Source organism: Rubrivivax gelatinosus IL144 (genome assembly GCF_000284255.1).
Taxonomy (GTDB): Bacteria; Pseudomonadota; Gammaproteobacteria; order Burkholderiales; family Burkholderiaceae_C; genus Rubrivivax; species Rubrivivax gelatinosus_A.
The window spans coordinates 437,536-461,764 of record NC_017075.1; the positions used below are offsets into that span (position 1 = coordinate 437,536).

At 70.1% G+C, this 24,229-nt stretch carries 20 protein-coding genes and 1 pseudogene; 12 read left to right on the forward strand and 9 right to left on the reverse strand.

From position 1 onward, the window contains the following. Positions 1 to 4: 4 nt before the first annotated feature. The 10 genes and pseudogenes from RGE_RS02055 (at position 5) to RGE_RS02095 (ending at position 11,601) form a co-directional block, all read left to right on the forward strand. Positions 5 to 1,186 carry a TIGR03088 family PEP-CTERM/XrtA system glycosyltransferase gene (locus RGE_RS02055; protein ID WP_014426640.1) on the forward strand — a complete coding sequence of 394 codons (1,182 nt, stop codon included), beginning with the start codon at positions 5 to 7 and terminating at the stop codon, positions 1,184 to 1,186. A 4-nt stretch (positions 1,187 to 1,190) separates the two neighbouring features. Next, positions 1,191 to 3,134, forward strand: coding sequence for an XrtA/PEP-CTERM system amidotransferase (locus RGE_RS02060; protein WP_014426641.1), 1,944 nt, complete (start codon positions 1,191 to 1,193; stop codon positions 3,132 to 3,134). A gap of 2 nt (positions 3,135 to 3,136) precedes the next feature. Continuing rightward, positions 3,137 to 4,345 (forward strand): TIGR04063 family PEP-CTERM/XrtA system glycosyltransferase, encoded by a 1,209-nt coding sequence (locus tag RGE_RS02065; RefSeq protein WP_043783713.1) that lies wholly within the window; start codon positions 3,137 to 3,139, stop codon positions 4,343 to 4,345. A 2-nt stretch (positions 4,346 to 4,347) separates the two neighbouring features. Further along, entirely contained in the window at positions 4,348 to 5,580 is a 1,233-nt protein-coding gene (locus RGE_RS02070; RefSeq protein ID WP_014426643.1) for a glycosyltransferase, read from the forward strand. Positions 5,581 to 5,585: 5 nt separating this feature from the next. Continuing rightward, entirely contained in the window at positions 5,586 to 6,974 is a 1,389-nt protein-coding gene (locus RGE_RS02075) for a phenylacetate--CoA ligase family protein (protein WP_014426644.1), read from the forward strand. Next, positions 6,967 to 8,268 carry a putative O-glycosylation ligase, exosortase A system-associated gene (locus tag RGE_RS02080; RefSeq protein WP_014426645.1) on the forward strand — a complete coding sequence of 434 codons (1,302 nt, stop codon included), beginning with the start codon at positions 6,967 to 6,969 and terminating at the stop codon, positions 8,266 to 8,268. Before RGE_RS02075 ends, RGE_RS02080 begins: the two co-directional genes overlap by 8 nt. Next, positions 8,268 to 9,482: a hypothetical protein gene (locus tag RGE_RS02085; protein WP_052310953.1), complete on the forward strand. Its 1,215-nt coding sequence runs from the start codon at positions 8,268 to 8,270 to the stop codon at positions 9,480 to 9,482. The genes RGE_RS02080 and RGE_RS02085 overlap by 1 nt, the downstream gene beginning before the upstream one ends. Beyond that, positions 9,479 to 9,832 (forward strand): annotated as a pseudogene (locus RGE_RS24970) (GNAT family N-acetyltransferase); the annotation flags it as partial. The gene RGE_RS02085 and the pseudogene RGE_RS24970, both read left to right, overlap by 4 nt. A 184-nt stretch (positions 9,833 to 10,016) precedes the next feature. Further along, positions 10,017 to 10,559 carry a hypothetical protein gene (locus RGE_RS24475; RefSeq protein WP_014426647.1) on the forward strand — a complete coding sequence of 181 codons (543 nt, stop codon included), beginning with the start codon at positions 10,017 to 10,019 and terminating at the stop codon, positions 10,557 to 10,559. 46 nt (positions 10,560 to 10,605) lie between these two features. Next, entirely contained in the window at positions 10,606 to 11,601 is a 996-nt protein-coding gene (locus RGE_RS02095; protein WP_014426648.1) for a glycosyltransferase, read from the forward strand. Between the two features lie 4 nt (positions 11,602 to 11,605). Here the strand turns inward: RGE_RS02095 and RGE_RS24430 are convergent, their stop codons facing one another. From RGE_RS24430 to RGE_RS02140, 8 genes are read right to left on the reverse strand one after another with little or no spacing between them, the layout of a single operon-like run. Further along, positions 11,606 to 13,984 (reverse strand): glycosyltransferase family 4 protein, encoded by a 2,379-nt coding sequence (locus RGE_RS24430; RefSeq protein WP_198408836.1) that lies wholly within the window; start codon positions 13,982 to 13,984, stop codon positions 11,606 to 11,608. Continuing rightward, positions 13,981 to 15,633 carry an asparagine synthetase B family protein gene (locus RGE_RS02110; protein ID WP_014426650.1) on the reverse strand — a complete coding sequence of 551 codons (1,653 nt, stop codon included), beginning with the start codon at positions 15,631 to 15,633 and terminating at the stop codon, positions 13,981 to 13,983. Before RGE_RS02110 ends, RGE_RS24430 begins: the two co-directional genes overlap by 4 nt. Then, positions 15,630 to 16,559 carry a glycosyltransferase family 2 protein gene (locus RGE_RS02115; protein WP_014426651.1) on the reverse strand — a complete coding sequence of 310 codons (930 nt, stop codon included), beginning with the start codon at positions 16,557 to 16,559 and terminating at the stop codon, positions 15,630 to 15,632. The genes RGE_RS02110 and RGE_RS02115 overlap by 4 nt, the downstream gene beginning before the upstream one ends. After that, complete coding sequence (locus RGE_RS02120; RefSeq protein WP_198408837.1) at positions 16,556 to 17,572, reverse strand: glycosyltransferase; 1,017 nt, start codon at positions 17,570 to 17,572, stop codon at positions 16,556 to 16,558. The genes RGE_RS02115 and RGE_RS02120 overlap by 4 nt, the downstream gene beginning before the upstream one ends. After that, the gene (locus RGE_RS02125; RefSeq protein WP_014426653.1) at positions 17,503 to 18,453 is read right to left on the reverse strand and encodes a glycosyltransferase; all 951 of its coding nucleotides are present in this window, start codon (positions 18,451 to 18,453) and stop codon (positions 17,503 to 17,505) included. Before RGE_RS02125 ends, RGE_RS02120 begins: the two co-directional genes overlap by 70 nt. Then, positions 18,446 to 19,231, reverse strand: a complete 786-nt coding sequence (locus RGE_RS02130; RefSeq protein ID WP_043783720.1) for a polysaccharide deacetylase family protein — start codon at positions 19,229 to 19,231, stop codon at positions 18,446 to 18,448. Before RGE_RS02130 ends, RGE_RS02125 begins: the two co-directional genes overlap by 8 nt. Positions 19,232 to 19,246: 15 nt before the next feature. After that, on the reverse strand, positions 19,247 to 20,491 hold the full coding sequence (locus tag RGE_RS02135; RefSeq protein WP_014426655.1) for an ABC transporter ATP-binding protein: 1,245 nt from the start codon (positions 20,489 to 20,491) through the stop codon (positions 19,247 to 19,249). A gap of 11 nt (positions 20,492 to 20,502) precedes the next feature. Then, positions 20,503 to 21,309, reverse strand: a complete 807-nt coding sequence (locus tag RGE_RS02140; protein ID WP_198408839.1) for an ABC transporter permease — start codon at positions 21,307 to 21,309, stop codon at positions 20,503 to 20,505. Between the two features lie 233 nt (positions 21,310 to 21,542). Here RGE_RS02140 and RGE_RS02145 point away from each other — a divergent pair, with 233 nt between their 5' ends. Beyond that, positions 21,543 to 22,853, forward strand: a complete 1,311-nt coding sequence (locus RGE_RS02145) for a glycosyltransferase (RefSeq protein WP_014426657.1) — start codon at positions 21,543 to 21,545, stop codon at positions 22,851 to 22,853. 62 nt (positions 22,854 to 22,915) lie between these two features. Further along, positions 22,916 to 23,806, forward strand: coding sequence for a hypothetical protein (locus tag RGE_RS02150; protein WP_014426658.1), 891 nt, complete (start codon positions 22,916 to 22,918; stop codon positions 23,804 to 23,806). On the opposite strand, the gene RGE_RS23905 is transcribed toward RGE_RS02150, so the two are convergent. Next, on the reverse strand, positions 23,799 to 24,227 hold the full coding sequence (locus RGE_RS23905) for a hypothetical protein (RefSeq protein WP_014426659.1): 429 nt from the start codon (positions 24,225 to 24,227) through the stop codon (positions 23,799 to 23,801). The genes RGE_RS02150 and RGE_RS23905 overlap by 8 nt on opposite strands. Positions 24,228 to 24,229 lie beyond the last annotated feature (2 nt).

Below are 24,229 nucleotides of genomic sequence, written 5' to 3' on the forward strand. Positions count from 1 at the left end.
GGCGATGAGCGTCCACGCCGCGGGCGACACGCGCCCGCTCGTCCTGCACCTCGTCTACCGCTTCGACACCGGCGGCCTGGAGAACGGGGTCGTCAACCTGATCAACCACATGCCGGGCGAGACCTACCGGCATGCGGTGGTCGCGCTGACCGAGGTCGTGCCCGGGTTCGCCGCACGCATCCGGCGCGACGACGTCGAGTTCGTCTCGCTGCACAAACCGCCCGGCCACGGCATGAAGCTGTACCCGCGGCTGGCGCAGCTGTTCGCCGACTGGCGCCCGGCCGTCGTGCACACGCGCAACCTCGCCGCGCTGGAGTGCCAGGTGCCCGCCGCCTGGGCCCGGGTGCCGGCTCGTGTGCACGGCGAACACGGCCGCGACGTCGACGACCCCGACGGCACGCGCGCCAAGTACCAGTGGATGCGGCGGGCCTACCGGCCGTTCGTGCACCGCTACGTGGCGCTGTCGCGCGACCTCGCCGGCTACCTGCAGCAGCGGGTCGGCGTGCCGCCGGCGCGCATCGCCCAGGTCTACAACGGCGTCGACGTGACGCGTTTCGCCGCCGCCGCCGCCGGCCGCGTCGCGCCGCCGGGCTGCCCGTTCGCCGACCCGGCGCTGTTCGTCGCCGGCACCGTCGGCCGCATGCAGACCGTGAAGGCGCAGCCGCTGCTGGCGCGGGCCTTCGTGCGCGCGCTGGAGCTGGCGCCGCAGCTGCGCGGCACGCTGCGGCTGGCGCTGGTCGGCGACGGTCCGCTGCGCGCCGAGGCCCAGGCGGTGCTCGACGCCGCCGGCGTCACCCCCCTCACCTGGATGGCCGGCGAGCGTTCCGACGTGCCGGATGTCATGCGTGGCCTCGACGGCTTCGTGCTGCCGTCTCTGGCCGAGGGAATCTCCAATACCATTCTCGAGGCGATGGCCTCGGGCCTGCCGGTGCTGGCGACGGCCGTCGGCGGCAACCCCGAGCTGGTCGTCGACGGTGTCACCGGCTCGCTCGTGCCGGCCGGCGACGTCGACGCGCTGGCGGCGGGCCTCGTCGCGCAGGCGTCCGACCGCGGCCGCAGCGCGGCGATGGGCACCGCCGGCCGCGCACGCGTGCAGGCGCAGTTCAGCCTGCAGGCGATGGTGGACGCCTACCGGTCGCTGTACGACCGGCTGCTGTCCGGATCTGCAACCCGAGCCAAGGACTGAGACCATGTGCGGCATCACCGGACTCTTCGACACCCGCGGCACGCGCGACGTGCCCGTGGCGGTGCTGCAGCGCATGAACGACGCCCAGTGGCACCGCGGCCCCGACGAGGGCAGCGTGCACGTCGAGCCCGGCGTCGGCTTCGGCCACCGGCGGCTGTCGATCATCGACATCGCCACCGGCCAGCAGCCGCTGTTCAACGAGGACGGCTCGGTCGTCGTCGTCTTCAACGGCGAGATCTACAACTACCAGGAGCTGATCCCCGAGCTCCAGGCGGCCGGCCACGTCTTCCACACCAAGAGCGACACCGAGTGCATCGTGCACGGCTGGGAGCAGTGGGGCGAGCGCTGCGTCGAGCGTTTCCGCGGCATGTTCGCCTTCGTGCTCTGGGACCGCAACCGCCAGACGCTGTTCATGGCGCGCGACCGCCTGGGCGTCAAGCCGATGCACTACGCGCTGCTCGACGACGGCACGCTGCTCTTCGGCTCGGAGCTGAAGTCGCTGCTCGCCCACGGGGGCCTGAAGCGCGACCTCGACCCGCTGGCGGTCGAGGAGTACTTCGCGCTCGGCTACGTCGCCGAGCCGCGCACGATCTTCAGCCAGGCGCGCAAGCTGCCGCCGGCGCACACCTTGTGCATCCGCCGAGGCGAGCCGCTGCCCGAGCCGCGCGAGTACTGGGACGTGCATTTCACGCTCGGCAATCCCACGTCCGTCGAGGACGCCTGCGAGGAGCTGCAGCACCGTCTGCGCGAGTCGGTGCGGCTGAGGATGATCGCCGAGGTGCCGCTGGGCGCCTTCCTGTCCGGCGGCGTCGATTCCAGCGCCGTCGTCGCGACGATGGCCGGCCTGTCCGAGGGCCCGGTCAACACCTGCAGCATCGCCTTCGACGACCCCAAGTTCAACGAGAGCGCGTTCGCGCAGCTCGTCGCCGACCGCTACCGCACCGACCACCGCGTCGAGACCGTCAAGTCCGACGACTTCGACCTCATCGACACGCTGGCGCGGCTGTACGACGAACCCTATGCCGACAGCTCGGCGATCCCCACCTACCGCGTCTGCCAGCTCGCGCGCAAGCACGTCACGGTGGCGCTGTCGGGCGACGCCGGCGACGAGAACTTCGGCGGCTACCGCCGCTACCGCCTGCACCTGATGGAAGAGCGCATGCGCGGCGCGCTGCCGGCGGCGGTGCGCCAGCCGGTGTTCGGCATGCTCGGCCGGCTCTATCCCAAGGCCGACTGGGCGCCGCGCGTGCTGCGCGCCAAGACCACCTTCCAGGGCATGGCGCGCAGCTCGGTCGAGGCCTATTTCCACTCGGTCTCGATCCTGCGCGGCGACATGCGCCGCCAGCTCTTCAGCCCGGCCTTGAAGCGCCTGCTCGGCGGCTACGACGCGCAGAACGTCTTCGAGCACCACGCCGCGCGCGCCGGCACCGACGACCCGCTGGCGCTGATCCAGTACCTGGACCTGAAGACCTACCTCGTCGGCGACATCAACACCAAGGTCGACCGCGCCAGCATGGCGCACAGCCTGGAGGTGCGCGAGCCGCTGATGGACCACAAGCTCGTCGAGTGGCTGGCCACGCTGCCCTCGTCGCTGAAGGTCCGCGGCCAGGAGGGCAAGTTCCTGCTGAAGAAGGCGATGGAGCCGATGCTGCCCGACGAGGTGCTGTATCGGCCGAAAATGGGGTTCTCGGTGCCGCTCGCACGCTGGTTCCGCGGCCCGCTGAAGGACCGCGTGCGCGACGCCGTGCTCGGCGAGCGCCTGTCGGCGACGGGCTGGTTCGAGCGTTCTTATCTGCAGCACCTGGTGGACGCCCACCAGGCCGGCACTCGCGACTACAGCGCGCCGCTGTGGACGCTGCTGATGTTCGAAGCTTTCCTGCGCAACGTCGTCGATGCCGGCGCCGTCGGCGCGCAGGGCATCCCACGAGAGGCCGAAGCGCTGGCATGACATTGCGCGTCCTGCACGTCCTGGATCACTCCATCCCGCTGCACAGCGGCTACACCTTCCGCACGCTGTCGCTGCTGACCGAGCAGCGCCGTCTGGGGTGGGAAACGTTCCACGTGACCAGTCCCAAGCACGCCACGACCGTCCCCGAGGAGACGGTCGAAGGCTGGCATTTCTATCGCACCCTGGTGCCGGCCAGTGCCGGCGGCGTTCCGGGGCTCAACGAGATGGCGCTGATGCGCCGGCTCGAGAAGCGCATCAACGAGCTCGCGCTCAAGCTGCGTCCGAACATCATCCACGCCCACTCGCCGGTGCTCAACGCGCTGCCCGCGCTGCGCGTGGCCAAGCGTCAGCGCATCCCGGCGGTCTACGAGGTGCGCGCCTTCTGGGAGGACGCCGCCGTCGACCACGGCACGACCACCGAAGGCAGCCTGCGCTACCGCCTGACGCGGCGCATGGAGACCGCGGCGCTGAAGGAGGCCGCGCACGTCTTCACGATCTGCGAAGGCCTGCGCGGCGACATCGTCGGCCGCGGCGTGCCGGGCACCAAGGTGACGGTGATCCCGAACGCGGTCGACGTCGACGACTTCGAGCCCGGCGGCGTGCCCGACGCGGCGCTGAAGACCCGCCTGGGCCTGGACGACGCCACCGTCGTCGGCTTCATCGGCAGCTTCTACGCCTACGAAGGCCTGGACCTGCTGCTCGACGCCGTGCCGCAACTCGTCAAGCGCCGGCCCGATCTGCGCGTGCTGCTGGTCGGCGGCGGCCCGCAGGAGCAGCTGCTGAAGGAGCGCGCCCAGTCGCTGGGCGTGGCCGACAAGGTGGTCTTCACCGGCCGCGTGCCGCACCAGGAGGTGCAGCGCTACTACGACCTCGTCGACGTGCTCGCCTACCCGCGCCACAGCATGCGGCTGACCGAACTCGTCACGCCGCTCAAGCCGCTGGAGGCGATGGCGCAGGGGCGGCTGTTCGTCGCCAGCGACGTCGGCGGCCACAAGGAGCTGATCCGCAACCGCGAGACCGGCTGGCTGTTCCAGGCCGGCAGCGCGGAAGCGCTGGCCAACGCCATCGACGACCTGCTGGCGCGCCGCGACCAGTGGCCGTCGCTGCGCGCCGCGGGCCGCGAGTTCGTCGAGCGCGAGCGCACCTGGGCCAACTCGGCCGGCCTCTACCGCCCGGTCTACGAGCGCCTGATCGCCGCCGGGGGGCGCTGACCGTGGCCGACGGCCCGCGGATCGTCGTCTTCAGCAGCCTCTTTCCGAGCGCCGTGCAGCCCGGTGCCGGCCTCTTCGTGCGCGAGCGCATGTTCCGCGTCGGCCGCGAGCTGCCGCTGGCCGTCGTCGCGCCGACGCCGTGGTTCCCGCTGCAGTCGCTGCTGCGGCGCTTCAGGCCGGGCTTCCGCCCCGGCGCGCCGGCGCACGAGACGCAGCAGGGCCACGAGGTCTGGTTCCCGCGTTTCTTCAGCGTGCCCGGCGTGTTCAAGGGCCTGGACGGGCTGGCGATGGCGCTGGCCGCCTGGCCGCGGCTGGCGCGCCTGAAGCGCGCAGGCCGGCTGGACCTGATCGACGCCCACTTCGCCTACCCCGACGGCTACGCCGCGACGCTGCTCGGCCGCTGGCTGGGCGTGCCGGTGACGATCACGCTGCGCGGCACCGAGCAGCGCCAGGCGCGCGACCCGGCGCTCGCGCCCAAGGTCCGCGCCGCGCTGCAGCGTGCGACGCAGGTCTTCGCGGTGTCCGAGTCGCTGCGCCAGGTGGCGCTCGGCCTGGGCATCGCCGCCGACAAGGTGCGCGTAGTAGGCAACGGCGTCGACCTGGCGCGCTTCGCGCCGCTGCCGCGCGCCGAGGCGCGTGCCGCGCTGGGCCTGACGGTCGACGCGCCGGTGCTGGTCAGCGTCGGCGGGCTGTGCGAGCGCAAGGGTTTCCACCGCGTCATCGAGCGCCTGCCGGCGCTGCGCGAACGTTTCCCCGGCCTGGTCTACCTCGTCGTCGGTGGCCCCAGCCCCGAAGGCGACCTCGGCCCGCAGCTGCGCGCCCAGGTGGCCGCCGCCGGGCTGGACGAGGCCGTGCGTTTCCTTGGGGCCCTGCCGCCCGACGCGCTGCGCGGGCCGCTGTCGGCGGCCGACGTCTTCGTGCTCGCGACGCGCAACGAAGGCTGGGCCAACGTGTTTCTCGAAGCGATGGCCTGCGGCCTGCCGGTCGTGACCACCGCCGTCGGCGGCAACGCCGAAGTCGTCTGCCGCGCCGAACTGGGCCACGTCGTGCCCTTCGGCGACGGCCAGGCGCTGGAATCGGCCGTCGCCGACGCGCTGCTGCGCGACTGGGATGCCGACACGATCCGCCGCTACGCTGCGGCCAACACCTGGGACCGGCGTGTCGCCGAGCTCGTCGCCGTCTTCCGCGCGCTGCACGCCGGCGCCGGCGCACGAGCGGCCGCCGCGGCCCCCTGAACACCATGAGCGGGCTCTACACGCGTTTCACCTCCGGCGTCCTGTTTCCGCTGCATGAGCGCCTGAAGCGCCACGACAGCGTCGCGGTGCGCCGCGCTCTGGAGGCCAGCCAGTGGTGGCCGCCCGAGCGCCTGGAGGCGCTGCGTGTCGAGCGCCTGCGCGCGCTGCTCGTGCAGGCCGGCCAGCATGTGCCGTACTACCGCGAGCTGTTTGCTGCATCCGGCTTCGACCCGGCGGCCGTCACCTCGGTGGCCGACCTGCAGCGCCTGCCGTTCCTGACCAAGGCCGTCGTGCGCGCCCAGGGCGAGCGCCTGCGCCACGAGCAGGCCGAAGGGCTGGCGCGCTTCAACACCGGCGGCAGCTCGGGCGAACCGCTGATCTTCTTCATCGGCCGCGAACGTGTCAGCCACGACGTCGCCGCCAAGTGGCGCGCCACACGCTGGTGGAACGTGGACATCGGCGACCCCGAGATCGTCGTCTGGGGCAGCCCGATCGAGCTCGGCGCCCAGGACCGCGTGCGCGCCTGGCGCGACCGCCTGCTGCGCACCGAGCTGCTGCCGGCCTTCGAGATGAGCGAGGCCAAGCTGGACGGTTTCGTCGCCGCGATCCGCGCGCGCCGGCCGAAGATGCTGTTCGGCTACCCCAGCGCGCTGAGCCACATCGCGCGCCACGCCGAGCGCCGCGGCCAGCGCATGGACGACCTCGGCATCGAGGTCGCGTTCGTCACCAGCGAGCGCCTGTACGACGACCAGCGCGAGACGATCTCGCGCCTGTTCGGCTGCCGCGTCGCCAACGGCTACGGCAGCCGCGACGCCGGCTTCATCGCCCACGAGTGCCCCGCGGGCGGCCTGCACCTGACGGCCGAGGACGTGATCGTCGAGATCGTCGCGCCCGACGGCCGCGTGCTGCCGCCGGGGCAGTCGGGCGAGATCGTCGTCACGCACCTGGCGACGAAGGACTTCCCGTTCATCCGCTACCGCACCGGCGACGTCGCCGTGCTCGACACCGCGCGCTGCGCCTGCGGCCGCACGCTGCCGCTGGTCAGGGAGATCCAGGGCCGCAGCACCGACTTCATCGTCGCCGCAGACGGCACCGTGATGCACGGCCTGGCGCTGGTCTACGTCGTGCGCGACCTGCCCGGCGTGCGCGGCTTCAAGATCGTGCAGCACAGCCTGCAGCGCACCGAGGTGCAGATCGTCGCCGACGAGGGCTTCGACCGCCCGGCGCGCGCCGCCGAGATCCAGGCCGGCCTGAAGCGCCGGCTCGGCGCCGGCGTGCAGGTGGACGTGAATTACGTCGACGCCATTGCGCCGGAGAAGTCCGGCAAGTACCGCTACGTCGTCAGCCACGTGGCGGCGGCGTCGCCCGCACCGGAGGCCGCCCCTCATGCGTGACTTGGCCGTCGCTCTGGTCGTCTTCGGCCTGCTGCCTTTCGTGCTGAAGCGCCCCTTCTGGGGCATCCTGCTGCTGGCCTGGCTGGGCTACATGAACCCGCACCGGCTGTGCTACGGGTTCATGCTGAACTTTCCGATCGTCTTCATCGTCGCGATCTTCACGATGATCGGGTTGCTCGTCGCGAAAGAGACCAAGCGCATGGTCTGGTCGCGCGAGGTCGTCCTGCTGATCGTGTTCGTCATCTGGATGGGCATCACCACGACCCAGGCGATGTACCCGGCCTATGCCTGGCTGCAGTACGAGAAGGTGCTGAAGATCCAGATCATCACCTTCATGACGCTGCTGCTGCTGTCGACGCGCGAGCGCGTCGATCTATTCGTCTGGGTGGTGGCGCTGTCGCTGGGTTTCTATGGCCTCAAAGGCGGCGTCTTCACCATCGCCAAGGGCGGCGAGCACCGCGTCTGGGGCCCCGAGGGCACCTTCATCGGCGGCAACAACGAGCTGGCTTTGGCTCTCGTGATGACCATTCCGCTGATGCGCTACCTGCAGACGCAAGCGAAGCGGCGCTCGCTGCGCCTGGCGCTCGGGACCATGATGTTCCTGACAGCGATCGCGGCGATCGGCAGCCAGTCGCGCGGTGCCCTGCTGGCGTTGAGCGCCATGGGCTTCATCTTCTGGCTCAAGGGCCGCCACAAGCTGCTGTTCGCCATCCTGATCCCCGCCGTGGCCGCGATCATCCTCGCGTTGATGCCGGAGACCTGGTACGAGCGGATGGGCACCATCGAGACCTATCAGGACGACGCTTCCGCGCTGGGACGCATCAACGCATGGTGGATGGCGTGGAACCTGGCGCGCGACCGATTCTTCGGGGGCGGCTTCGAGGCCTTCCAAGCGCCGACGTTCGCGATCTATGCGCCGAACCCGGACAACGTCCACGACGCCCACAGCATCTACTTCGAGGTCATGGGCGAGCAAGGATTCGTCGGCCTCGCGATGTTCGTCGGGCTGCTGCTGCTGACGTGGCTGAAGTGCAGCCACGTCATCCGGATGTGCAAGAAGCGTCCGGACGGCGGCTGGGCGCGCGAACTGGCGGCGATGATCCAGGTGAGCATCATCGGTTACATGGTCGGCGGCGCTTTCCTCGGGCTGGCGAACTTCGACTACTTCTACCATCTGGTGGCGCTGGCCGTCGTGGTCCACGACATCGCGCTGCGCCGGCCTGCCGAGGGGGCGGCGCGCTCCGTGCCGCGGGCCGGAGGTGCCGCCGGCAGCAGGGCCGGGGCCAGCACGTGATGCCCGCGGGGGCTTGGCCGGCCTTCGGCGTTTTCGTCTGCGCGTGGGGCCTTGCCCTGTGCTCGATCCTGCTGGTGTACCGGAGGCAGATATCGGCGGCCTGGCGTGAGCCGGTGTGTGCCCGCCCGCTCCTGGTCATCGAGAGCGACGACTGGGGCGCCGGCCCGCTGCCACAGGCCGAGGCACTGGACGCGCTGGCCGAGATCCTGACCGAAGTGCGCGATGCGTCGGGGCGTCCGGCGACCTTGTCTTTGGCCGTGGTGCTCGCGGTGCCTGACGCCGCGAGCGGGCGCCTGGAACTCGACGATCTGCGTCTCGCGCCCGTGCTCGAGGCGATCCGCCGCGGTGTCGACCGTGGCGTGTTCAGCCTCAACCTCCATGGTCTCGAGCATTACTGGCTGCCTGCCTTGAAGGCTTCGCAGGATCCGGCCGTCGCGCAATGGCTCGCCCAGCCGGCACCGGCTGCCACGGAGATGTTGCCGCCGCATCTGCAGAGCCGCTGGGTCGACGCCGCGACGCTGCCGTCCCGGCCGCTGGATGCCGGTGACATCGCCCGGGCGGTGGATGAGGAGGTGTCGCTGTTTCGTCGTGTGTTCGGTCGGATCCCTGCTGCGGTGGTGCCGCCCACCTTCGTCTGGACCCGGGAGGTGGAGCGCGCCTGGGTCGCCGCCGGGGTGCGTTGCGTCGTGACGCCGGGCTGCCGCTACACGCAGCGAGGCCGGGGTGGGGAGGCTTGTGGGGTGGAGGGGCCTATCCGCAACGGCGACCATGCGGATGAGCTGCTCTACCTGGCGCGCAGCGAGTACTTCGAGCCTGTCAAGGGGCGGGGCGCGGCCCACGCGCTTCAGGCGCTCACCCGAGACCTGATGCTGGGCCGTCCCTGCGTGCTCGAGAATCACCGCAACAACTTCTGCCAGGACGCGGCGCTGCGTGCCCGCTCTCTGGAAGAGCTCCGCCACTTCTTGCGGGCCGCGCTCGACCTTCATCCGGGACTGCGCTTCGTCACCACCGCCGAACTGGCCGCGCTTTACCGGCATCCGGGGGCGGACGGCTTTGCGTCGGGGCGCACGAAGTGGCCCTTCCTCTGGCGCCGGCTCCAGGCGACGGGCCGGCTCTGGAAACTGCTGCGCCTGACCGGCGCAGCGGCGATGGGTGGCCTTGCCGTTGCACTGCTTTCGACGCCCGGTGTGCGTGCTCCCGCCGGAGGCAAATGAGCCCCCTCGCTGGCGAAATCGAGACCTTCCTCCTGCGCGAGGACGACATCCCGGCCTGCGTTGCGTTGGCCGAGCGGTGCTTCGACGCCTTCGCGGGCCAGCCTCACCTGGTGGGGCAGTGGTTCGAGCGCCGGATCCGCCGCAACCCATGGCAGGTGCAGCTCCCCGGCATCGGTGTCGGCCTGCGCGAAGAAGGGCGGCTCATCGGCTTTCGCGCCATGTTCGCGCAGCCGTGGTGGCTGGCCGGCCGATCCACCGTCGCCGCCTTCGCGGCGCATACCGCGGTGGATGACGCCTATCGAGGTCGGGGGCTCGGTTCCCGGCTCATCGCCGACAGCCGTCGTTTCGCGGACTTGACGGGCAGCACGTCCGCGGGCGACATCACGCAGCGGGCGTATGCCTCGCTGGGCTTCCTGGCCGTGGGGGGGGGCGGACAACGACTTCCACCGCTGTCGCGCCAGCTACGTCGGATCCTGGCGTGCTCGGCTCGGTCCCCGGCTGGGTCGGCCAGTCGGCGAGATCTGCGATCTCGCGTTGAGGCTGCGCCGCCTGGAGTCGGCGCCGGTCTGCGGTCATCTGCTCGTCGACGAAGCCGGCTGCGGCGAAGAGTTCGACAGCTTCTGGAGTCAAGTTCGCGACGGCTACGGGTCGTGCCTGCAGCGCGATGCGCGATTCCTTCAATGGCGACTCTTCGACGCCGCCACGCATCCGTTGACGCTGAGCGCGCTTCGAGACGCGCAGGGGCGATTGAAGGCCTGGGCCGTGTGGGGCCGGCAGGAGTACTCGCGCGATGTCAGTGCCGCCGTTCTGCGCGACGTGCTGTGCCCGGCGGGCGACCGAGAGACGTTTGGCCTGTTGTTGAGCCTGCTGCTGCGGCGTTGGCGGCGTGCCGGCTCGACCTGGGCCAGCCTCGAGGTCGCGATGCCCTGGATCAGTGACGTGTTCCGCTCAAGCGGCTGCGAGCACGTTCCCTCGCGAGGCAACCGCTACCACGTTCACCTGGCCTCTGCTGTCGACCCGGCCGTTCTCGGGAACTGGTACCGAGGCGCACTGGACGGCGACTATTTCGACTACTGAACCGAGCGTCATGCAATCCGATACACGGCCCGAAGGAGCCGAGCGCGTGGCCGTCATCGCCACCGTCCTCAACGAGCGAAAAGGCATCGCGGTCCTGCTCGACGGCTTTCTGCGCCAGACCCGGCCCGCCGACGAGATCGTCGTCGTCGACGGCGGCTCGACCGACGGCACCCTGGACGTGCTGCAGGACTACGCGCGTCGCCACCCGAGCGTACGCGTGTTCGTGGAGCCGGGGGCCAACATCGCGCGAGGTCGCAACGTCGCCATTCATCACAGCCGTGCCGACATCGTCTGCGTCACCGACGGCGGCTGCACGCCGGAACCCGACTGGATCGAGGAACTCGTGCGCCCGCTTGTCGGCCATCCGGAGTTCGGCGCCGTCACCGGCGTGCGCCGTATCGACGCCGCCAACCGATTCGAGGCCTATGCCGGCCTGCTGACGACTTCCGGCAATGCCGCCGACGAGGCCCAGCGTGTGTTCCACGGCCGAAACTCCGCGTTCCGCAAGTCCTTGTGGCAGCAGGTGGGTGGATATCCCGAGTGGCTTTACACCGCGGAAGACACCCTGTTCGCTCAGCGTGCCAAGGCCCTCGGATGCCGCGTCGCGCTGGCGGACTCGGCAGTCGTCGGCTGGCGGCCGCGGCCGACCTTGCGCAAGGTGGCCAAGCAGTACTTTCTTTATGGCCGCGGCACCGGCCGTATCGGGGCGAGCGACCTGGCGGCGGTCCGCTACCACCTGCGCAACCATGCACTCTGGATGCTCTGCCTGCTCGTCAGCCCCTTGGTGCCGCTGGCGGCGCTGGCCGCCGCCGCGATCCTCGGCTTCATGTTCCGCACGCTGGTGCTGCCGGTCCTGCGCACCACCCGCCCCGACGGCTGGGCCCCGTACTACGTCACCCTGCTCGTGATGACGCGCAGCCTCGCGAACAACCTCGGGCAGCTCTATGGCGAGCGCGAATACCGCACCGAAGCCGAGTTCCGCCGCAACCTCGAGCTGTACCGGCGGGGCGAGTGGCGCATGGCACCCGTCGCGACGGTTTGAGGCCTCAAGGCCCCAGGATCACTTCGTAGACCGTTTGCACCTGGCGCACGTGCTCGGCCACCGCGAAGCGCCGCAGCGCTTCCTCGCGCGCCGCGGCGCCCAGGCGCCGGCCGAGCTCGCGGTCGGCGTGCAGCTGCAGGATGCGCGCTGCCAGTTCGTCGGCGTCGTTGGGCTTGAACAGCAGCCCGGTGCGGCCGTCCTCGACCATCTCGACGGCGCCGCCGTGCGCCGGCGCCAGCAGCGGCCGCGCCATCGTCATCGACTCGATGATCATCGTGCCCAGCGGCTCCGGCGAGGTCGAGGCCGAGAGCACGATGTCCAGCCCGTTGTAGACCTCGGCCATGGCGCTCACGTGGCCGGTGAAGACGACGCGGCCGGCAAACGGCGGCTGCGCCGCGCGCTCGCGCAGCTCGGCCTCGAAGTAGCGGCACTCCTCGGGCGCGGCGCCGACGATGACGAACACCGCGTCGGGCATGCGCGTGGCGACGCGCTCGACGGCGTCGAGGAACAGGCGCTGGCCCTTCCACGGGATCAGCATGCCGACCAGGCCGACGGCGAAGGCGTCTTCGGCGATGCCGTGGCGGCGGCGGAAGGCGCCGCCGTCGGCCGCCAGGTCCAGCTTGTCGAGCTCGATGCCGTCGTAGACGTAGCAGCGCTTGCGCTCGGGCACGCCGAGCCGGCCGATGCTGTCGGACACCCAGCGCGAGACGGCGATGAAGTGGTCGGGCAGGCGGAACAGCGAATGCATCATCGGCGAACCCTGCTGGTCGCCGCGCACGTGCGCGACCACCGGCACGCCGGCCAGCTTGCCGGCCAGCACCGCGGCGCGGTTGCACAGCGGCTCGTTGTTCACGTGGATCAGCGCCGGGCGAAAGCGCAGCACGGTCCACAGCGTCTGAAGGAACGAAGGCAGGAAGTTGCCGATGTCGTCGGCGCGCGCGAGCACTTGGTTGGCCAGCCAGCGCAGCCCGGGCAGGGCGTCGGGCCAGCGCGCGTCGGCCAGACGGCGCTTGGCGCTGACCGTGTCCAGCCGCCGGTCGGGGATGTGCTTCCAGCGCGACTCGTTGGCGATGTCCTGGTACTTGGCGTCGCCCAGCCCGGTGACCACCATCGGCTCCCAGCGGCTGCGGTCCAGGTTGCGCACCAGGTGGCGCAGGCAGATGATCGCGCCGCCGTAGCCGATGCCGTTCTCGACGAAGAGCACGCGCCGCGGCGGCGCCAGCAGCGCGGCGTACAGCGCCTCGTAGCGGTCGGCGACACGTTCGATCGCGTAATGGCGCTCTGCGGCGGCGCGGGCCGCGCGCCCCATCGCCGTGCCGGCCGGGCCCAGCGCCTCGCGCACCGCGGCGCCCAGGGCGGCGCTGTCGTCGGGCGCGTAGGTGCGGCCGGTGAGGCCCTCGACGACCAGCTCGCGCGTGCCGCTGGCCGCGGCCGCGACGCAGGGCAGGCCGCAGGCCATGGCCTCGAGCACGACGTTGGGCAGGCCTTCCTTCACCGAGGGCAGCAGCAGCAGGTCGGCGGCGCCATAGTAGCGAGTCAGGTCGGCGCTGAAGTCGTGCAGCGCGAAACGCTGCGGGTGCGCCGCGGCCAGCGCCGCGAGCCGGCCGCGCAGCGCGCCGTCGCGGTCGTCGCGGCTGCGCGGGCCGACGGCGACCAGCAGCGCGCCGGTGCCGAAGGCGTCTTCGGCGCACCAGCGCTCGGCCAGCCAGAGGATGTTCTTGCGTTCGTCGAGCACGCCGGCGTACAGCGCCAGCGGGCGCTCGGCCGGCAGGCCGAGTTCGCCGCGCAGGCGCCGGCGCTCGCCGGCGTCCACCGGGTGGAAGCGCATCGTGTCGACGCCGTTGGGCACGTGGTGCACGCGCTGCGCCGGCAGGCCGCCGGCGCGGAACTCGTCGACCAGGTCGCGGCTGATCGCGACGTGGGTGTCGATGCGCCCGAGCATCGCCCGGTGCAGCCGGCCGACGAGGGTGTGCGACAGGCCTTGCAGGTCGTCGTTGGCGAGGCTGGCCTTGATCAGCGACTTCAGCCCCAGCAGCCGTGCCAGCGGGCCGATGAAGGCGTTGGTGAAGTAGGCGCCGTGGCTGTGCAGCACGTCGAAGTCGCGCCGCCGGCGCCAGACGTGACGCGCGAGGTTGAACCAGAGCCGGAACTCGCGGTGCTTGCGCATGCGCCCGGGCTCGACGCGGTGCACCGCGAAGCCGTCGACGACGACGTCCTCCTCGAGCCCGGCCCAGCGGTTGGTGACGAACTCGACGTGGTGGCCACGCGCGCGCAGCACGCGCGCCAGCGTCAGCGCCTGGATCGCCGCGCCGCTGTATTCGGGGGCGAAGTAGGCCGTGTACATCAGCACGCGGGCGGGGCGGGGCGGGGGCAGGTGGGTCATCGGTCGCCCGATCGGGAAAGCCAAGCGTCCAGCACGATGAGGCTCCAGACGCGGAACGCGAGGCCGTTCTCGCCAGCGAGGAAGCGCCGGGCCAGACTCTGGACCTGCCGAGGGTCCAGCAGTCCGTGTCGGCGCCAGCGCGAAGCCTCCAGGTGCTCGTGAACGATCACATGATCGTCGGCCTGCAGGAAAGCGAGCAGGGGGAAGTCGAAGCCGTGCTTCGGCGTGTCCCAAAAGCCGGCCGGCAGGTGGCGAGCCAGCAACGTACGCAGGATGCGCTTGTTCTCGCCGGGCCGGAAGCGGTAGTGCGTCGGCAGGCCGCGTAGCAGCGTCGCGGCACGGCCCTCGCAGAACGGATAGCGGACTGGCGGCCCGGACAGCCGCGCGGCCTGCGGCAGTCGGTCGCAAGGCATGGTGTCGATCAGGGCGCTGAAGCGCGCAAAGTGCTCGTGACGGGCGTAGCGGCCATAGGCTGCGTAGAACGCCGTGTCGGCGAACGACACCGGCTCGCCGCACAGCGCCTCGATCTCCGTGCGCGTGAACCCACGCCAGCGGATCATCGTGTCGGCCGGGTGCTCGAAATCGATGATCGGTGCGTACCCCGACAGAAAATCGACAGCGCGCAGGCCGCGGTGCGCGATCCGTCGCCATCCGGGGGGAATCAGCGACCCGTACTGCGTTGCCAGGCGTACGTGTCGCGGCGGCATCGCGCCAAGCGCCTCGTCCGCTCCGGTGCCGTCGAGCACGACGTCGAATCGAGAGGCACAGTGCTCCAGCGCCAGCAGCGTCGCGGGTGTCGCAGGATCGGCGCTCGGCTGTTCGGCGCCCTGTCCCAGGCGACGCACCGCGTCGCGGTACTGGGCGACCCCGAACCGCAAGGTCTCGTGGTGCAGCCCGAGCGCCCGTGCGATGGCCTGTGCCGCGCCCGACTCGTCGAATGGCGCTGTGTCGAACCCGACCGTGACCGCGACGACATCTGGCCGTCGGGCGGCCGCCAGAGCGCACAGCAGCGACGAGTCGATGCCGCCGCTGAGGAAGGCCGCCGGGTGCTGCGCGCTTGCCAGGCCGAGAGTCACCGCCTCGTCGAGCAGTCGCGCGACCTCGTCTGCAGCTTCCTCGTATGCCATCGCCGACGAGGCCGGCGTCGCCTCCGGCGCCGGCGGCCTGCGCCGGCCCCCCGACCAACGGACCGCGATGCCGGGCTCGGCGGCCTCCACGCCGTCGAACATCGTGTGCGGCGCCGTGATGTCGCCGAACCGGAGGTACTCGTGCAGCGATCGCCGGCGGATGGCAGGCGGCGCGCGGTGCTGGGCGATCAGGGCCGCCAGATCGCTGGCGAAGAGCAGGCGGTCGCCGTCTGCGCGGAAGAACAGGTTGCGCAGGCCCGACCGGTCCCGATACAGGAGGCGTTCGTCGCCATGCTCCAGAGCCAAGGCGAACACGCCGTGCAGGCGCCAGAGCACGCGCTCGCCCCAGCGCATCCATCCCGTCCCGACGAGCCCGACCGGGTCGGGCGGGACGCCCAGTTCGCCGGCCAGGGACTCGGCGTTGCCAAGAACGCCGGCGAACCAGACCGTCGGCGTCTCGGGCCGCGAGTCGCCGAAACGGCCGGCGAACCCGCCGTAGGGCTGTATGGCGTCCTCGTTCACGCGCGCGACCTGAACGCCTCCGGCAGGTCCCGTAGCAGCACCTTGAGCGACCCGAGCACCGACTCGAAGCCAGGTGCGGCCGATACGCTGCGTCCGAGGCGCTGCAGGGCCACGCCGGGCAGCCCTTTGCGGCTCGCCATCGCCGCGAGCAGGCGGTACTCGCGCGACTCGATGCGACGCGACGCGTGCAGCAGGCCCTGCTCTTCGGTGGACCAGCCGCTGCGATGGCGGTTCAGGACCTGAAGGAAGGCCAGACCCACGGCTTCGCCGTCGAGGGAGATGTTGTGCTCGTGCCGCCGGCGCCAGAGACACTCGTCGGCGCACCAGGCCACGCCGCTTCGACGGGCGAGCCGCAGCCAGAGGTCCAGATCCTCGACCAGCCGAAGATCCTCGGCGAAGCCTCCGGCCTCGACAAGCGATTCGCGACGCGCGACCACCGATCCGGTGGTGACGAAGTTGTGATCGAGCAGGCGCGCATAGGCATCGGCGATCTGCTCACCGTCGCCGAGCCCGTGGTCCGCGAACTCCGTCCGCGCACGGCGCCCGTTGCGGTCGAACTGGCGGCAGTCCCCGGCCACCATGGAGCAACTCGGCAGCCGCGCGAGCACGGTCAGTTGCCGATCGAGTTTTCCTGGCGGCCACAGATCATCGGCGTCGAGAAAGGCGACGAAGTCTCCGGCGGCCTCCCGGATGCCGGTGTTGCGGGCTGCGCTGGGGCCTTGATTGGCCTGGACGATGCAGCGCACGCCGGCATGGGCCTGCGCGATCTCGGCGCTGCGGTCCTTCGAGCCGTCATCGACGACGACGACTTCCATACGGAACGCGCCGCGCTGGGCGAGCACGCTCTCCAGGCACTCCTCCAGATGAGCCTCGGCGTTGTAGGCCGGGATCACGACGCTGACCAGGGGCAGGCCCGCTTCGCTCATGCCCGCGCTCCTGCCGGTGCACGCGTCTTGCGGCGCGCACCCACGATGCGTCCGCAGGCGTAGGTGAAGGTCATCGCCTGACGCAGCCAGGAACTGCCCGACGCCAGATGGCCCAGCGCCCTGAGGCCTTGTCGCAAGGCCTGCGGATAGAGGTACAGCGGCGCGCCGAACGCCTGGCGCGACGAGGACGGCGTGGCATGCAGGCCGGCCCGCACCCCGCTGGTGAAGTGCAGCCGCAGGAAGTACATGCGGCGCAGTCGCCACGCTTCGACGAAATGCTCGACGACCATCTCCGGCCGGTAGCCCATGCGGTGCCCGCGTTCGAGCAGGCTCTCGAACATCACGACGTCCTCGCCTCCCCCCAGGCCGTTACCGACACGGCTGTAGCGCATGTCGAAACGCAGGCCGGTCGCGAACAGCGCCATGCGGTAGCCCACGTTCGCCGTCCAGATCGGGGTGCTGTCGTCGGTGATCGGCCGCGCCTCGGTGCCGTGGTCCACCTCGCACAGAAAGCCCAGAAGGTCGTCGCCCAGCCAGCGGGGGCGGCCTTGCTCGAAGCGCACGCAAACCCGTCCGCCGACGCATTCGAGCCCTTCGTCGCGCAGCGCCCGCAGACCGGCCTGCACCCAGCCCGGAGCAGGCATCTCGTCGTCGTCCATCATCAGCAGGAACTCGTAGCCCTGGGCCTCGCGCAGCAGCCTGTTGCGCGCCGGCACGATGCCTTGCTCCGTCTCCCGCACGTGGTGCAAGCGTACGCCCGGGGCCTCGGCCAGACGGCGCAGCACCTCGGCAGTGTCGTCGGCGCTGTTGTTGTCGACGACGAGCAGGTCGAACGGCTCGTCGCACGCCTGGGCGCGAAGGGCCGAGATCAGCGCCGGCAGCCGGGCCGAGCGGTTGTAAGTGCAAAAGCCGACGGCGGTGCGGCAGGTGTTTGCCGATCCACTCATGAAGATGTCTCCTGCCGATTTCGCATCAGGCGGATGAGAGCGGCGTGCCAGCGCAGCGGCAGCCACGATGGCAGCATCAGCCGCCAGTCGGATCTTTGTCCGTACCAGTGGCGCATCACGGTCGTGAAGATGAGTCTCGCGTCGTCCAGTTCGTCGGCCCAGTAGCACTCGAATCCGCGGTGCATCAGCGTGCCGACCGTCAGGTCGCGGCAGCGTCGCGTTCCCAGGGCTCGCGTGAACTCCGGGTGCCGTGCCAGGTAGCGTTGCTGCACGGCGAAGAACTGGAGCGCCGCCCGTGCGCGATGCCGGGACGCCTGGGCCCCAGAGTGGAAGATGTAGTAGGCCAGCACCTCCGGAACCCGCACGAGCGACCCCGTCGTGCCGATGCCGAGCCACAGCGCGTAGTCCTCGGCGTTCTGCAGCGAGGTGTCGAAGCCCCCGGCTGCCACCACGGCCTCGCGCTGCACGAGCGCGGCATGAATGGGCCACTGGCAACCGGCGAACAAGGTCTCGCGCTTGGTCGCGGATTCGATGTCGGGCGGCACGTACGGCGCCCCGGCCGGCCCCGGGCGTCCGACGTTCTGCCAGCCGCAGTAGGCCAGCACCGCATCGGGTCGCGTCTCCAGGGTCTCCGTCATGCGCTGCAGGAACCGTGCGTCCCAGCGGTCGTCGGCATCGAGGAACGCGATGTAGCGGCCGCGTGCGAGCCCGATGCCCTTGTTGCGCGCCGAACTCACGCCGCCGTTGTCCTGGCAGACCGCGCGTACGCGGGGGTCGCCGACGGCCTGCAGCCAGGCCATGGTCCCGTCGCTGGAACCGTCGTCGACTGCGATCAACTCCCAGTTCTCGAAAGTCTGCGCCAGCACGCTCCCGACGCTGCCGTCCAGGAACGCGAGGGCGTTGAAGCACGGCATCACGATGGAGACCAGGGGTAGCAGGTCATCCATGGCGCAGCCGTCTCCAGGCGTAGCGAGCGACCCCGCTCCAGCCGGCGTCGTGGGACGCGAAAGCCAGCTTGCGCGCGAAGCGCGCGGTCCCGTCGTCGTTGAAGACGCTCAGGCGTCGGATGCGAAAGGCGTCGCCGTCGCGCAGCGCCCATCCGGGCTGGGTGGTGCAGGCGCTCGAGTACCCGGCGGCCCGCACGGCGGCCGCACTGTCTGCGTCGAAATCGCCGTACGGGTAGGCGAACGCGTGCACGGGGCTGCCGAGCGCGTCTTCGAGCATGGTCCGGGAGGCTTCGATCTCATCCTGTCGTCGCCCTGCTGCCAGGCTCGTCAGTCGCTGGTGCGACATCGTGTGCGAACCGATCTCCATCCCGGCGGCCTGGAGTTCGCGCAACTCCGAGGCGGACATCAGCCGGTCCGTCGGACCGCCGTCGGCTTTCCAGCCGGGACGATGCCCGAGGCAGCCCACCACCACGTACCAGGTGGCTCGCATGCCGCGGCGGCGGAGTTCCTCGGCAGCCGCCAGGTTGTCGACGTAGCCATCGTCGAACGTGATCGCCACAGACCGCTTCGCAGGCGCGGGCGTGGCGACCAGTTCGGAGACCGTCGGTGTCACGCAGCCCAGTTCCTGCAACAGGTCGAGCTGGGCCGCGAAGGCCTGTCGCGTGACCGCCCAGCGCCATCGCGCACGGGCACCGTCTTCCAGCGCGTGGTACATGAGCACGAGCGGACTCGCGGCAGCAGCGCTGCCGACAAGTCGCCTCGTGATCGGATCCAACATGGCGCGGGCCAGCCTTCAGGACACCAGGTCCCAGGACGGCGCCAGTTCGACGAAGCCCTGGCGTACAACGGAGGCAAGCTGAGCGTCTCCGGAGGAAACCGCAAAACGCGCGAGGTGCTCGCCGTAGAACACTCCGTGATTCGCCGCACCGACGCCTAAATGCAGGCGGATGCCGTAGACGCCAGGCAGGAACGGCATCGAGTCGAACCGACAGTCGAGCACGTGGCGCCCGGGCGCCAGCTCTTGCAGCTTCAGGCCGCTGTGGGAGGTGCAGGTCGCCAGCCAGAGCGATTCCATCGTATGCACGCCGAACTCGACTTCGAGCAGATCGATGGGCTCGTTGAGTTTGAGCGTGATGCGAAACGTGCAAGGCTGCGCGTAGGGCAGCGAGTCGCAGGGCTGCCCCTTGCCATCCAGCGTCTCGATGGATTCGAGCTCGATCTCGCCGCTGGCCTGGACATGGCTGCTGCCGCGCCCGCCGCCATCGGCTTGTTCCAGGATCTTGCGATGGCTCTGCTCGAAGTACAGATCGCAGACCTCCTGCGGCGAGCCCAATGCGGCGACACGGCCGTGGTCCAGCAACAGGACCCGTTTGCTCAGGCGCTCGATCTCCTTCACGTTGTGTGACACGAAGAGGATCGTTCGTCCTTGACGGTAGATCAGGTCCTGCATCCGGTCGTAGCACTTGCGCTGGAAGGCGATGTCGCCGACGGCCAGGACCTCGTCGACGATGACGATCTGGGAGTCCACCGCCGTGGCGATCGCGAAGCCCAGGCGGACCTGCATGCCCGAGCTGTAGCGTTTCAGCGGCGTGTCGATGAAACGCTCGAGTTCGGCAAAGGCGACGATCTCGTCGAACTTGCGGTCGATCTCGCGCCGCGACATCCCGAGGATCGTGCCATTGAGATAGACGTTTTCGCGGCCCGTCAGCTCGCCTACGAGGCCAGCCCCCACTTCGATCAAGGGGGCGACGCGTCCACGCACGTTCACCCGGCCGGACGTGGGCGCCGAGATGCCGGCGAGCATCTTCAGCAGCGTGCTCTTGCCGGCGCCGTTGTGGCCGATGATGCCGAGCACCTCGCCCTCGGCAACCGAGAAGTTCACGCCGTCCAGCGCCGCGAACGGCGCCTTGCGGCCGGCCTCCGTGTCGCCACGGAGGCGCCGCCATGCGCCGGCCACGGCGCCCTTGAGGGTGCCGGGTCCGCCGATGCGGAACTCCTTGCGGAGATCGTGGACCTCGATGACAGCTGTGTTCGACATCGGGGTCCTCCTCAGATCAGGTCGGCGAAGCGGGCCTCGGCCCGCTTGAAGACCCGATAGCTCGGCCAGAGCGCGACCAGGGTGAGCACGACGCCCGGCGCCATGACGCCTGGATCGGGGGGCAGTCCCATCAGTACCGTGCGCTGCAGGCCGTCCACGAGCCCTGCAACCGGATTGGCGGTGTACAGAAGGTAGAGCGCATGGGACCAGGCACCGGCCGCCTGCTGGTCGACCAGCCTCTCGTGCACCAGGCGCATCGGATAGATGATGGGCGAGGCGTACATCAACAGCGACAGCAGCACCGGCACGGCAGCTCCGACGTCGCGGTATGCGACGTTGATCGCCGAGCCGGCGAACGCGATGGTCCAGGCGGCAATGACGGCGTAGAGGGCCAGCAGCGGCACCCAGGCCGCCTGCGCCGTCGGCGCGATGCCGTACCAGGCCATCATCAGCGACAGCACGAGGAGATTGATGCCGAACTCGATGACCTTGGTCACCGCCGCGGTCAGCGGGAACACCTCGCGGGGGAAGTAGATCTTGCGGATCAGGTGGGCGTTGCCGACGATGCAATTGACGCCGTCGGTGGCCGTATCCTGAAACAGGCGCCAGATCAGCAAGGCCGCGAAGGCCATCACCGGGTAGGGCACGCCGCCGCTGTCGAAGCCGATGAACGCGCGCACGAGCATGAAGATCGCCATCATCATCAGCGGCTGCAGCACGACCCAGGCGATGCCGAAGTAGGCCTGCTTGTAACGCAGCGTGATGTTCTTGACGGCCAGCGCGACGATGAGTTCGCGATACTGGAAGAGCTCGGTCAACAAAGGCTTGGGTGCGGCACGGCCGCCGTAGAGGGTGCGGGGATTCTAGGTAGCGCCTCCTCGCCCGCCGCGAGCACAACGACACGGTTTGCCGTCGACCCTCCCTGCTTGCGGGGGAGCGCCCCCTGGGCGGTCGGGTTCGCCACGGATGCCCTGGGCTATCCTCGTCGGTCCCTTCGAATAGCTACCGTGGTGCGTTCGCGCAGCGAGTCCGGCGCGCCGAGAACCCAGTCTTGCGACTCCTCCACCTCTTCCATCACGGCGATCTGCTCAACGGCGTCGACCGCACGACTTTGACGCTTCTGTCGGTGTTGCAGCGTGGTGGCCACGAGGTGTTCGCCGTCGTGCCGAACGCAGGCGAGGTGACTGCCGCCTTGGAGCGGGCGGGCATCGAGCACCGCATCGCTGCGCTGGGTTGCTGCGCGAGCACCGCGCCGTCCGCCCAGTACGCCTTTCTTCGCCGAGGTTCTGCCCGGACGCAGCAGTTGGTCGACTGGATACGTGAATGGCGTGCCGACGCGGTCCATCTCAACACCGGCCACCTGCTCGACGGTGCCATCGCCGCGGCCAGGGCCGGCGTGCCGGCCATCTGGCACATCCACGCCCCGATCGAGGTCGACCATGAGCGCTATGCGCGTCTTTTCGGCGTCGCGGCGTATGGCTGGCTGCTTGGTGAGCTGGGTGCACGCGTCGTCGCCGTGTCCGACGACGTGCGCGCGAGCCTGCAGGCCTGGGTGAGAGCCGATCGGCTGGCGACCTTGTTCAATGGCGTGGACGTCGATGCCCTGGAGACCGCTGCCGCGTCGCTCGCGTCCAGCGACCTCCGTGCCGAGTGCGGCTGGCCGGCCGACGCCCGGCTCGTGCTCGGCGTAGGGCGCATCTCGGCCCAGAAGGACTTCGCCGCGTTCGCCCGGGTGGCGCATCGGGTTCTCGAGTCGGCTCCGGACACGGTCTTCGCCATCGCCGGCCCTGCAGAAGATGCCGCGCTGGCGGCGGAGTTGACGGCCATGGCCGGGGCCTCCGCGCTGCAAGGCCGGCTCAAAGTGCTCGGCCCACGATCGGACGTGCCGGCGCTGCTCGCGCAAGCCGACGCGTTCATGTCCACGGCCGTGTTCGAAGGCCATCCGATCGCCGTGCTGGAAGCGATGGCCATGCGCCGTCCCGTGGTCGCGATGGCCTGCGTCGGGCTGCGGGAGTGCCTGCAGCACGACGTGGACAGTCTGATGGTGCCGCCCGGTGACGAAGCCGGGGCAGCCGAAGCCGTCTGTCGCGTGTTGTCCGATCGGGTGCGGGCAGGACAGCTCGGATCGCGCGGGCGCGAGAACGTGATCGCGCGGTTCTCCGCCCAGTCTTTCGCTGCTGGATTCGCGTCCTTGGCGGCCGAGGCCGTCGCCGGTTTCGTCCCCGGCAGCAATGCCGCGGCGGCCGAACTCGTCGACGGCTTGCTGCGGGCCGTCGGCGATGTCGGGCAGGAGCTGGACGAGGCGCGCAGACCGAGCCGGTTGTGGACGCTTCGCAACCGCCTGTTCGGGGCCCGGGGCTGACCTGCGGGGCCGCTTCACCGCTGCCATGTGTTGCCGGGCCTGGTGTCCGTGAGGAGAACCTGATGACGAACGTTCCGCCGATCAAGACGGCTTGGGAAGTCGGCAAGACTTCCGGCCGAAACGGCACCGGCCATTGGCGTTACTGGGACCGGCCGGTCGACGACCTTCTGCGGGCCGCGGAGGACTGGGCGCTCGCGCTGGAGGGCGTGAAACGGCCTTGGCTGTGCTGGAATCTCAACGATCGCTGGTGCCTCCTGCAGCAGCGCCTCGTGGCGGAGTTCGGCTGGACGCCCGTGGTCGGCTGGGATCCCAACTGCGGCCAGCGGCCGGGGACCTTGATCCCCGGGGCCGTGGCGGTCGACTTCAATGCCCGGCTGGGTCTCCAGGTGCTGTACCCGCACGTGCCGATGGAGTTCGCCTTCGCATGGGCCGATCGCCTGGCCTTCTGGCACGCCGACGTCCTGATGCCCAGGGCCAAGATGGCCCGGGCCGCCGAGTGGTTCCAGGCCATTCCGGACGGCGAGATGATGGCGGTGAAGACCTACGGTGGCTGGCGCAACCGCTTGCGGCCCAAGTTCCACCGTTACTGGGAGGTGCTCGGGTGCACTACGCGGGCGGCGAGCCTGGATCAGTTCAACAAGGGTTGCGGCTGGTGGCGCGGCTATCAGCAGCACCCGAATGCCCCCTCCGATGCGGCCGAGCGCCGACGCCGCGCCCGCTTCTACGACGACCACGGCTGCGGCATCCAGTACTGGCAACGCTTCTGCGGCGGCCGCGTCGCGAAGATTCCGGAGTCTTGGATCGCGCGCGAGCACTTCTCGGTGATCACCGTCCCCAACTACGTGCGAGCCGCGAGCAAGAGCGAGGAGATCGACATCAACTTCGACCTGTCGGCCATCGCCCGCCAACTCCAGATCGAAGACCTGCTGCCCCGGGAGACCGGGCTTACTTGAGCACCATTTCGAGAATGCGCAGCCGTTCGTCCACCGTGTTCAGGTAGGGCTGCAGCGCGCAGCCAGGCTGGATGCGGGTCTTGGTGTAGTCGATGTCGCCGCGTGCGTTCTTCGCGATGCGCTTGCGTTCCTCGCGCGGAATCGAGGCCTGCCCAGCACGATTCACGAGCACTGCGCCGGGGCACAGGTGGTTCATGTAGACACCGCACATCTGCACCGGGGTCTTCTGGCCCGGCTGGGACGACTTGCCGAGTTGGGCTCGGCAGAACGGTGGCAACTGCGCCAGTTCTACCGGCGACGGCGACCAGCCATTGGCGAGGTCCTCGACGGCATGAGTCGGAGAACTCCAAACCAGCGGCAAGGCCAGGGCAGTGATCTGCGCCAGCCCTTGCAGGCGGCTGAGCAGAGGCGAGGTCGGCATCC

Excerpts from the sequence above, each read along its gene's own strand:
- RGE_RS23905 (WP_014426659.1), bottom strand. The coding sequence starts at position 24,227 with ATGCCGACCTCGCCTCTGCTCAGCCGCCTGCAAGGGCTGGCGCAGATC.
- RGE_RS02080 (WP_014426645.1), top strand. The coding sequence starts at position 6,967 with ATGCGTGACTTGGCCGTCGCTCTGGTCGTCTTCGGCCTGCTGCCTTTC.
- RGE_RS02125 (WP_014426653.1), bottom strand. The coding sequence starts at position 18,453 with ATGGATGACCTGCTACCCCTGGTCTCCATCGTGATGCCGTGCTTCAAC.
- RGE_RS02085 (WP_052310953.1), top strand. The coding sequence starts at position 8,268 with ATGCCCGCGGGGGCTTGGCCGGCCTTCGGCGTTTTCGTCTGCGCGTGG.
- RGE_RS02075 (WP_014426644.1), top strand. The coding sequence starts at position 5,586 with ATGAGCGGGCTCTACACGCGTTTCACCTCCGGCGTCCTGTTTCCGCTG.
- RGE_RS02130 (WP_043783720.1), bottom strand. The coding sequence starts at position 19,231 with ATGTTGGATCCGATCACGAGGCGACTTGTCGGCAGCGCTGCTGCCGCG.
- RGE_RS02115 (WP_014426651.1), bottom strand. The coding sequence starts at position 16,559 with ATGAGCGAAGCGGGCCTGCCCCTGGTCAGCGTCGTGATCCCGGCCTAC.
- RGE_RS24430 (WP_198408836.1), bottom strand. The coding sequence starts at position 13,984 with ATGACCCACCTGCCCCCGCCCCGCCCCGCCCGCGTGCTGATGTACACG.
- RGE_RS02135 (WP_014426655.1), bottom strand. The coding sequence starts at position 20,491 with ATGTCGAACACAGCTGTCATCGAGGTCCACGATCTCCGCAAGGAGTTC.
- RGE_RS02055 (WP_014426640.1), top strand. The coding sequence starts at position 5 with ATGAGCGTCCACGCCGCGGGCGACACGCGCCCGCTCGTCCTGCACCTC.
- RGE_RS02150 (WP_014426658.1), top strand. The coding sequence starts at position 22,916 with ATGACGAACGTTCCGCCGATCAAGACGGCTTGGGAAGTCGGCAAGACT.
- RGE_RS02060 (WP_014426641.1), top strand. The coding sequence starts at position 1,191 with ATGTGCGGCATCACCGGACTCTTCGACACCCGCGGCACGCGCGACGTG.